Annotated in this window: 2 protein-coding genes; both read left to right on the top strand. The window is 32.3% G+C overall.

Features of this window, described 5'->3' with window-relative positions; genetic code table 11:
* Window positions 1-263 precede the first annotated feature (263 nt).
* Entirely contained in the window at window positions 264-692 is a 429-nt protein-coding gene (locus A6E04_RS20795; protein WP_065612293.1) for a hypothetical protein, read from the top strand.
* A gap of 13 nt (window positions 693-705) precedes the next feature.
* The gene (locus A6E04_RS20790; protein WP_065612292.1) at window positions 706-1,242 is read left to right on the top strand and encodes a hypothetical protein; all 537 of its coding nucleotides are present in this window, start codon (window positions 706-708) and stop codon (window positions 1,240-1,242) included.
* Window positions 1,243-1,467 lie beyond the last annotated feature (225 nt).

The raw sequence follows: 1,467 nt of genomic DNA, 5'->3' as shown, positions 1-1,467 counted from the left end.
CAGATTATTTGCAACAACCCCTCTTCAAGTGAATTATGCTCATCAGGTGGTATATCGCACAAAACTACCCCATTCATATCTGTGATGTGGTTCAAGTTATATATAATAAGCATTGATTTATAAATAAAAACAAATATGCTTCTTTGCTCTTATTCAACTGGTTGAACTTAAAAATGAAATTAAAATGTTTACCTATCGTTATATCCTGCTTTTTTTCTCTTTCAGTTTCGGCAAATTATGATTACTCAAATTCAAGTACCATTATGGATATGACAGAAATACTAAAATCTGCTCATTCATATAAAGTAGGGGATATTGATGGTGATGGGTTTGATGAAATTGTCTATCAAGACAAACAAAACAATATAAAAGCTATAAAAGTTTCACCTGCATTAAATGAGTCAACATTTAATGTTCTAGCTAGTACTAGATGGGTACTTTCAGATCATCAATATGGAAGTGATTATACTTTAAGTTTTAACTTCAATGGTAACAGCGTTTCTCTTAACACAGGAATGCGTACACTTGATTTAAGAGTTAGTCCACAAAAAACTATTTCTGGATTTTCCAGTGTTGGATCTATCATTATCGAAGGTATTACTCCTACTATGATTTGGGGCAAGCTATCCGACGATGGCATTGATGGTCAAAATGCTGAATTAACACCGTTTAAAGCATTCATTAAGAAGTAATTTGGGGTTATTTATGAAAAACAGTATAATTGTTACACTTTTCCTTTTCTCTCTATCAAGCCATGCATCTTCAAGATATCCATTGGAACCATTCACAATCGTTAATGGTTCTAGTGCTTATTATGGAGTGAAGTCATTTGAGCTTGGTGATTTAGATAATGATGGAGTAAAGGAAATCATTTATTTATCAAATCAAAATGAGTTCAATGTTGTTGAATATCAAAAGCCGATAGATTCATCATTCTTAGCATCAGTACATAATACAAAATGGAAATTAAAAGATCATGAATATAACAATAACAATAATAATTTCTATATTGTTTTTGATTTATCCGCGAATGGGGTTCACTTATTCTTAAATGGTCAATTTAGCTCACCGATTACTCTTTCTTTAACAAATGGCATTCTCCAAGGAACCAGCGGAAATAGTAGTGTTATGATTTATAAAATCACTGACCATATGATTTGGGGAGAAATAAAGGACTCTAGGTTAGATACATCCATTAGAACGATGCCTCGAAAATTTCAAGCTATTAGAAAATCTAGCTAGTGTTGATTTTTTGTGTGCGCATGATTACAAATACATTACGTAATCATGCGTTTGCATTAGTTGATGGCTATTATACTCGCCTCACTTCCATCAATACTACTGTGCAAATGGTCAAATAAAGTGAGATTTACAGCTTTACTGTTATTCCACAGCATTGGGTTGTAGATCGAACTTTTTTTTGCTATGGATTCGCGCTTTAATTTCAACGTTAAATACAGATAAACA

The organism is Aliivibrio logei, from assembly GCF_001691055.1.
Lineage (GTDB): Bacteria > Pseudomonadota > Gammaproteobacteria > Enterobacterales > Vibrionaceae > Aliivibrio > Aliivibrio salmonicida.
Note: the sequence above shows the minus strand (reverse complement) of the source record. Positions and strands in the feature narration are given on the sequence as shown.

Excerpts from the sequence above, each read along its gene's own strand:
- A6E04_RS20790 (WP_065612292.1), top strand. The coding sequence starts at position 706 with ATGAAAAACAGTATAATTGTTACACTTTTCCTTTTCTCTCTATCAAGC.
- A6E04_RS20795 (WP_065612293.1), top strand. The coding sequence starts at position 264 with ATGGATATGACAGAAATACTAAAATCTGCTCATTCATATAAAGTAGGG.